Origin of the sequence: Trabulsiella guamensis ATCC 49490 (assembly GCF_000734965.1) — a bacterium.
Classification (GTDB): domain Bacteria; phylum Pseudomonadota; class Gammaproteobacteria; order Enterobacterales; family Enterobacteriaceae; genus Trabulsiella; species Trabulsiella guamensis.
The window spans coordinates 1-205 of sequence record NZ_JMTB01000275.1 but is presented as its reverse complement, the minus strand read 5'-3'; the positions used below and the strand labels follow the sequence as shown (position 1 = coordinate 205).

General features: G+C 57.6%; 1 protein-coding gene. It reads right to left on the bottom strand.

Annotated elements, in window-relative coordinates:
- Positions 1-192 (bottom strand): transposase domain-containing protein (locus GTGU_RS23880; RefSeq protein WP_425427540.1); only part of this gene is annotated, 192 nt, incomplete at its 3' end.
- Positions 193-205: the final 13 nt, after the last annotated feature.

Sequence of the window (205 nt, the reverse complement as noted above, 5' to 3'; positions counted from 1 at the left end):
TTCGCCGGTGGGTTTCACGCGCACCGCTTCGGCGGGCAGCATTAACTGGCGTAATTGCTCCTCGACCATGCGGGTGATAGCGGACTGGCTGTAGCTGCGCTCAAATGCCTGATCAAACGACAGCTCACCCCGGCACATCTCAGTATCGCGCCCGGTCTTCGCATTGAACATGGCGACACCTTCACTGACGATCTCAAGAAAAGTC